The organism is Bartonella sp. AP20NXHL (assembly GCF_042196165.1).
Lineage (GTDB): Bacteria > Pseudomonadota > Alphaproteobacteria > Rhizobiales > Rhizobiaceae > Bartonella.
In genome coordinates this window covers 1-8,266 of record NZ_JBHIPV010000026.1, presented here as the reverse complement: position 1 = coordinate 8,266, position 8,266 = coordinate 1, and the positions used below count along the sequence as shown (strand labels likewise).

At 37.2% G+C, this 8,266-nt stretch carries 4 protein-coding genes and 1 pseudogene; all 5 read right to left on the bottom strand.

The genetic code is table 11. The features are described from left to right. Positions 1-2,246: pseudogene (locus ACFILL_RS08380) on the bottom strand (hypothetical protein); the annotation flags it as partial. Between the two features lie 695 nt (positions 2,247-2,941). After that, positions 2,942-3,064: a hypothetical protein gene (locus ACFILL_RS08375; RefSeq protein WP_375643726.1), complete on the bottom strand. Its 123-nt coding sequence runs from the start codon at positions 3,062-3,064 to the stop codon at positions 2,942-2,944. A 389-nt stretch (positions 3,065-3,453) separates the two neighbouring features. After that, positions 3,454-6,126 carry a YadA-like family protein gene (locus ACFILL_RS08370; RefSeq protein ID WP_375681092.1) on the bottom strand — a complete coding sequence of 891 codons (2,673 nt, stop codon included), beginning with the start codon at positions 6,124-6,126 and terminating at the stop codon, positions 3,454-3,456. A gap of 1,227 nt (positions 6,127-7,353) precedes the next feature. Then, the gene (locus ACFILL_RS08365) at positions 7,354-7,554 is read right to left on the bottom strand and encodes a hypothetical protein (protein ID WP_273791568.1); all 201 of its coding nucleotides are present in this window, start codon (positions 7,552-7,554) and stop codon (positions 7,354-7,356) included. A 436-nt stretch (positions 7,555-7,990) separates the two neighbouring features. Beyond that, positions 7,991-8,266, bottom strand: a 276-nt coding sequence (locus ACFILL_RS08360; RefSeq protein WP_375631735.1) for a YadA-like family protein, incomplete at its 5' end; no start/stop codon positions are given.

Sequence of the window (8,266 nt, the reverse complement as noted above, 5' to 3'; positions counted from 1 at the left end):
GCTGTCCATGTGCCACCTTCATACTTAGCTTTACCACCTAAAGATTGCGCAACACCGCTCCCTAGAGCATATAGCTGGTTACCCGCTACAGCATCACTTGAAGTAGCACTAATGTCTCCATTGGTAAGCGATGTTATCTTGCTGCTTACCTTCTCTTCACCATGCGTCGCTACAAACGCATGTGCAGTGTCGCTCCAATTCAAGGAATCACTCTTTGCTTCAGCAATATCTTTGCTAATTTCATCCTTAATATTCGTGATAGAATTATTCACATTCGCGAAAGAAGTTCCTACACCAGCAAACGCTGTTGCTACATCATGATACTCTTTATCTTCTGTTTTGCCATCTTCTTTCACGCTCTTAACCGCAAATGTAGGCGCACTCCAAGTTCCATTCTCATACTTAGCATTACCACCTAAAGATTTTGCAACACTGCTCCCTAGAGCATGAAGCTGGTTACCCGCTACAGCATCCGTTGAGGTTCCACTAATGTCTCCATTTTTAAGAGACGTAATCTTGCTGTTCTCTTTACTGTCCCCATGCGTCGCTACAAAGGCATTCGCCGTTTGGCTCCAGATTAAAGAATCACTTTTTTCACCAGCAATTTCTTTGCTAATCTCATTTTTAATATTCGTGATAGAATCACCAACACCGGCAAAGGCAGACGCGACACTGTCATAAGTCGAGTCAGTAACGTCACCATCAGAATTGAAGCGCTTAACCTTGAATGTAGGAGCAGTCCACGTGCCATTCTCATACCTAGCGTTACCACCTAAAGATTTTGCAACATCGCCACCCAATTTATGAAGCTGATTACCCGTTACGGCATCCGTGGAACCAGCATTAATGGTGCCATCTAAAAGAGATGTAAGCTTGCTATTGCTTTTGCTATCTTTCTCTCCATGCGTCGCTACAAAGGCACCTTTAGCCTTATCCCACAACAACGCATCAGCCTGAGCAGTGCTAATTTCATTGGTAATCTCTTTATGTAAATCCGTGAAAGAAGTGCCTACACCGGCAAACGCTGAAGCCACATCTGTATAGCTCTCCTCACTCTCAGTACCATCAGATTTTACTGTTTTAACCGTGAACTTAGGCTTGCTCCATTGGCCATCCTCATACTTAGCACCACCACCTAAAGACTTCGCAACATTGCTCCCTAGAGCATATAGCTGGTTACCAGCTACAGCATCCGTTGACGTTCTACTAATGTCTCCATTTTTAAGAGATGTAATCTTGCTGTTCTCTTTACTATCCCCATGCGTCGCTACAAAGGCATTCGCCGTTTGGCTCCAGATTAAAGAATTACTTTTTTCACCAGCAATTTCTTTGCTAATCTCATTTTTAATATTCGTGATAGAATCACCAACACCGGCAAAGGCAGACGCGACACTGTCATAAGTCGAGTCAGTAACGTCACCATCAGAATTGAAGCGCTTAACCTTGAATGTAGGAGCAGTCCACGTGCCATTCTCATACTTAGCGTTACCACCTAAAGATTTTGCAACTTTATCACCTAGAGTATAAAGCTGGGAACCATTAACGGCATCGGTTGACATTTTTGAGAGCTCACCAGGAGAAACCTTCAAAAGACGCCGTGTCTTACCTTCACTACTCTCAAAAGTCACGTCAGTTAATACTGAGGTAGGAGCAATAGCTATCACAGTTGGCCCATCATCCGCTCGGTTTAGTGCACTGGGTAAGCTTCTTATAAGAGAAAAGCTGTCTGTGTTCTTATGCTGATCATCACTTTGAGATGGATTATCTTGTTTTTCCCCAATAGCATGGGGTTCCTTTATCTCAACAAGCTGATGATTTAAACCTGCCAAATCACTATTAGTGCCAGAAAATGCATCCGCAACACTTTTATAACCTTCTACATTCTTATAACCTTCCGTACCTGCAAATGCAGTATCAAAAGCAGCTTTAGTCTGAAACTTAATATTAAGACTAAAGTTCTTGGGGGTATCCTCCCCCTCCACAAATGCAGAGCCACTATCTCTATACAATTTACTGCCAACTACATAGGCTGGCGGTATACCTTTAAGCGCATTTGCACCACCACTAAAGTCGTTTGATTTGTTATTTAAAATCTGAGTAGCAGCAGCAACAGGAGAAACATTTGATAAAAAGATAATCACTGAAGCCAATGAAAGCGCTTTAATAAAAAGCCGTCGATAAAACGAGCAAGAATTTTTACAATCATTCACCACTAGCGCTTTTGGTGTGGTATATAATTTTTTCATAACAAATTCTCCAAATAAGAAATACATATTTAGAACATTAAAAAGTCATATTTCAGTGCTAGGGGTGATTAACGACGTGATTTTTGTTTGTTCTCTATAAAGTTTGAGTTTGCCGCAGAGGCGAACAGAAGTAATTAGAAGTCCGGCAAGGTTGTGATGGACGTTGATTAAAGGTTTGGTTAATGGGTTTTTTATTTTTTCCGCTTTTAAGAAGGATGCTTTTTTTTGCAACAAAACTCCTGAATGAGGGTGAAAAACGGATATGAAGAAGACATACTTGCGCCCTATTGTTAGATCTGCGGTTTATAGTTTTTAAAGTAAAATAGTTCATTTTGTATAATTAAGAGGCTGTAATGTTTATTAGGGGAAAAGGTTAAGTTGTTGGCTGAATGATTTAGAGTACTTGTTGTGAAATCATTACGCTTTTATCGCGGGGATAAGAGGCGTACTCTTGAGCTTTAGATTTTTTTCTCTCAAAGAGCTTCAAAATAAAATGAAGGTGATTGTTTGTTTTTTTCATAATCCGTCGCGCCCCCCTTGCGAGCATCTTTCTGTTTTTACCAAAATGAGTCTTACTAAAGAATATTTCGCGATGTTATAGACTATTGCGTAAAATAGCAAGAGGAAAATGAATTTAATTATTTTTACAGAATGAGTCTTTCCGATTTATACAATCGTAAAATATCCTTATAACTTTAAAATTCATAGATTCCATGCACTATAGACTTGTCTAGAGGTTCTGTTTTATCGTTCGTTTTAGGTGTCCCATTTTGATCAAAATGAGTCTTACTAATAATTGCCGCTGTTGCGTACCTCATGATTGCTACTGCTATGCACAGAGCAAATAAATAAAATAATAATAATACGATTTTTGATTTTTTTAAACGTATCCCCCCAATGGATATTTTCTATCAATGAAATTATAGAACGTACAGTTTTAAAATACTGTGCGATTACGCACTCTATCAATTTATATGAGAGTATTACGCTGTATTTATAAAATTTTTGTTAAAGTAATTCACTTTTTACTAAAATCAATCTCACTAAGATTATTACTATAGAATACCTTGTTATAAGACTTTATAAGTATACTACTCTATGGACTTCTCTGTAAAATATTACTTCTCTATAATATAAAATTTCGCCCTTGTCTGATGAGACAAGGGCGAAACTTCGCTTAAATTGTAGTTTTTCATATTCTCTGGTGTTATTTTAATTTCAGAGTTATTCCACCACCTACACCCCACTGACCGCCAGCACTGGTTGCTGATAGATTAGAACGAATCTTGCCATCTTCAGATGTATAACCTGCACCAATCGCAAAGGCAGATTGTCCACGCCAAAAACCACCACCAAATGAAACACTCACAGATCCTGGGTCATCGAAGTAACGTAAGTTAGAGACTGCCAAACCAATCGCTGCTGCTTGCCTTGCCTCTTTGCGCACATTCGTAATATCATAACTTAGTGCGTCAAACTTCATATCGGTATAGGATTTCGCCGCATTAACACCATTATCGACTTGTTCTTTAGTATACCTTTTCGCACTTTCAAGAGTAATCTTCATCTGCTCCGCGGTATGATCGTATAACTGACCACCATTCACTGCGTCCTTAGAGCCATGTTCAATTTTTCCACCTTGAACATTCGTAATCAAAACAGGCTCACTGTCATCGACACCTTTTAGAGTGATGCTATTGATTTTCTTTCCGCTATCATCGGTATCATAGCTAACCGCAACATTCACCTTTTTTTCAACTTCTGTTACCCTGTCTGTAACGTTGGTTACATTTTTTTCAACTTCTGTTACCTTGTTATTCATCTGCGAAAACTGATAGTCAGTCACCTCATAAGTTGACTTTTCTAAAATTTCACTAGGAGCAACAGTTACAGTGGTTGAATTATCCGCCTCATCTATGGCGCTTTCTTCCTCATCTATGGCAAGAGGTAAGCTTCTTAGAAAACGTGCGCTTCTCATAAAAGGAAAGCCTTCTGAAATAATATCCGAAGAATTATCTTGAGGTGTATAACTTTTTTCAATAATACCAACGCTATCCTTTATCTTAACAATCTCCTCATTCAAACTTGTGAAAGCACTATTAACGCCAGAAAACGCATCTGCAACATTAGTATAGTTTTTCTCAGTTTCATTACCATTCTTATCAAAGGCTTTAACTGTAAATGTAGGATCTGACCATTTTCCCGCTTTATCATATCCAGCACCACCGCCAAAATAATGTGCAAATGCCTGAGCCATAAAATAAATTTGACCACCATTTACCGCTTCGGTCGATGTTGCCGTAAATGCACCCCCTTTAACACCAGAGAGAACTCGTGGAAAATTAATACCGTTTGCAATATCTATTCTATCACCACCCTTGTCTCCACCAATCGTAATAAGCCCAACGCTATTTTGCCTAACAAAACTATCACCTGTCACACTTTCGATCTTTTGATTAAGATTCGTAAAAGAACTACTTACACCAGAAAGCGCATCCCCAACATTCTGATAGTTCTTTTCAGTCCCACTACCATTTTTATCAAAAACCTTAACTGTAAAAGTAGGAGCATTCCAGTTTCCATCTTTATCATATCCAGCATTATCACTCAAATAGCCTGCAACTACATTGCTCATGGCATAAAATTGAGAGCCATTTATCGCATCAGTCGATGTTGCTGTAATCGAACCAGCCTTAACACCCGCAAGAGTCCGTGCCACATTATCAACATTCGCGATATTTACCCTGGCCCCACTTACTTTTCCACCAATGGTAATAAGTCCGGTATCATCTTGCTTAACAAGATTATCACCTGTCCCATCAATGACTATATTCTCAATCTTTTTATCAAGATTCGTGAAAGAACTACTTACGCCAGTAAAGGCATCCGCAACATTCTTATAGTCCTTTTCAGTCCCACTACCATTTTTATCAAAGACCTTAACTGTAAAAGTAGGAGCACTCCAGTTTCCATCTTTATAGCCAGCACCACCGCCAAAATAGCCTGCAACTACATTGCTCATGGAATAAAGTTGAGAACCATTTATCGCATCAGTGGACGCTGCTGTAATCGAACCAGCCTTAACACCCGCAAGAGTCCGAACTGCATTATCAACGTTTGCAATGCTTACCTTAGTTCCACTTACTTCTCCACCAATGCTAATAAGTCCTGTATCATCTTGCTTAACAAGACTATTACTTGCCACCTTAATATTTTCAATCTTTGCATCAAGATTCGTGAAAGAACTACTTACGCCAGTAAAGGCATCCGCAACATTCTTATAGTCCTTTTCAGTTCCATTACCATTTTTATCAAAGACCTTAACTGTAAAAGTAGGAGCTATCCAGTTTCCTTTTCTATCGTATCCAGCACCACCGCCAAAAGAGATCGCAGTACTGATGCCTTGGGAAAAAAGCTGAGAACCATTGACTGCATCATACGAGATTGGCGAAACCCAACCATCAGCAACACCAGTAAGAGTCCTCAATCCATGAGAGCTATTTGCGATAGTTATTCTATTGCCACCTACGTCCGCACCAATTGTAATAAGTCCTGATGCATCTTGCTTAACAAACTTATCATACCTAGTTTCAGCGACATAATTCTCCAAACCATACAACGCAGAACCAACATCTCTATATATTTTACCGTTAATTATATAGGTTGGCGCAATACTTTTACGTATATTTGTACCTCCACCAAAATACTGCGCTACATTACCCCAAAGATCACAAGCAAAAACAGGAGAAGCATTTGATAAAAAGGCAGCTACTGACACTAATGAAAGCGTTTTTATAAAAGGTAATCGATAAGACGAGCAAGAATTTTTTAAATTACTCACTGCTAGTGTGTGTGGTGTGGTATATAATATTTTTTTCATAATAAATCCTCTAAGTAAAAAAAACATATTGAAAACATTAAAAAGACATATTCCGGTGCTACTAAGCTCTAGAGGTAGTTTTTTCTTGTTTTATAAAAGATTAGGGTTGTCATAATGCGGAAGAGGACTATCTAAGATATCAATGAGGTTGTAGTCCACCTTGATTGATAGTCCGATTAATAAGGTTTATTTTCCCCTTTTAGGGGGGATTTTCTTTCTGTAGCAGAGCCTTTAAATTTAAAGGCGAAGAAAGGTGAAAGAAGTGTAGAAAAAACATGTTTGCGCGCTATTATTAAGTGTTGTGTGTTTAAGAGGCAATAAAGGATGTTTATTGCGCAAGGGAGTTAAGTTGTTTGTTGAGTAATTTAGAGCGTTTTTTGTAGGGTTATTGTGCTTTTGTCGTGAAAATAAGCGAGATACCCATGAGTTTTATATTTGTATCTCTTAAAGCTTTTTGAGATCAGACGATTGTGATTTTGTAATTTTTCCATAACTTACCGCACCCCGCTTTGCGAGAAGATTTCTAGTTTCTTTTAATTAATTTTTCGCACTCTATACAGATTATTAAAAAATAGCAAGGAAAAAATAATTTAATTATTTTTTTATATTTTTATATAATGCGTCTTTCTGATTCTTGAAATAATTCTAGAATTCATAGCCTCATTGTTTACACTTTAGGCTTTTATAAAAGTGCTGGTGCATCGTTATGCTTTAAATATCCCTGTTGTGATCAAAGTGAGTCTTACTTAATCATTCCCGCTGCTACATACAAAGAAAATAATAAAAATGGAAAAAATGAGATTTTTTATTTCTTTAAGCATACCCCCTAGTGGATATTCCTATTAATAAAATTATAAACTGTACAGTTTTAAAATATTGTGCGATTACGCGTGCTCTATTAATTTATATAAAAACATCACTCTGCATTTGTAATTTTTTTTGTTAAAATGCTTCACTGTAACTAAAATTAGTCCCACTAAGATTATTATTACAGAATACATTGTTATAAAACTTTACAAGTATACTACCCTATGAGTTTCTGTGTTAAATATCACTTCCTTATAAAATTTTTACCCTTGTCTAATGAGACAAGGGCGAATGCGTTTTTTATTATTAATGCAGTGTTAAGTTTACTCCTGCACTTAACCCCCTGTAACCTCTTGCACTCGTGACAGATATATTAGAGCGAATCTTTCCATCTTCTGACATATAAACGGTTCCAATAGCTCAAGCCAATCGACTACGCCATAAACCACTACCAAAACAAAGACTTAAAGACCAAAGGATATTAAAATAACTTAAATTCGATACTTCTAAACCAACAGAGGATGCCTGTCTTGCTTCTTTCTGAGCTGTCTTAATATCACATCTTAATGCTTCAAATTTTGTATCCGTGTAAGATTTTGCATCATTAACAACATTACTCATTGCATTATACTATGGATTCAGAAAAACATTTATCTATATATTTTTTCGCATCATTAAAAACTGTCTTAATCTGCTGCTCACTGTCATGTAATTGATCACCTTTTATGGCATTATACAATCCAATAATAATCTTATCAGCAGTAGAATTATGCAAAATAAAATACCCCCTATCTTGTCATAAAAAACAATGCTGCATTCATTAATAATATTATTACAATATATTAAAAATAAATATCGATTACTCAAATAATTCCTTTTGGAGATGATAAATGATTTTTTCATATAAAATTTCATAATAAAAAATATATTTTTACTCGAAATACGCCCTTATCTTCTATTGCTATTCATTTATGATGAAAATAACTTTCCTTCTCTTTAAATGGCACATGTAACGCATTTGATAAGAGAAGGAAAATTTATTTCGAATTTTCTATTGTTAATTCAGTGTTACCCTAAATCCAGCACCTACCCCCCAATGTCCCCCAGAACTCGTTGCAGATACGTTAGAGCGAAATCTTCCATTTTCAGACATATAACCAGCACCAAGAGCAAGTGCAGATTGACTGCGCCATACACCCGTACCAAATGAAAAACTTAATTTTCCCGGTGTATCGTCATAGCTTAAATTAGATACTGCTAGACCAATAGCAGCAGCTTGTCTTGCTTCTTTCCGAACATCCTGAATAGCATAATTCAACGTCTCAAATTTCAT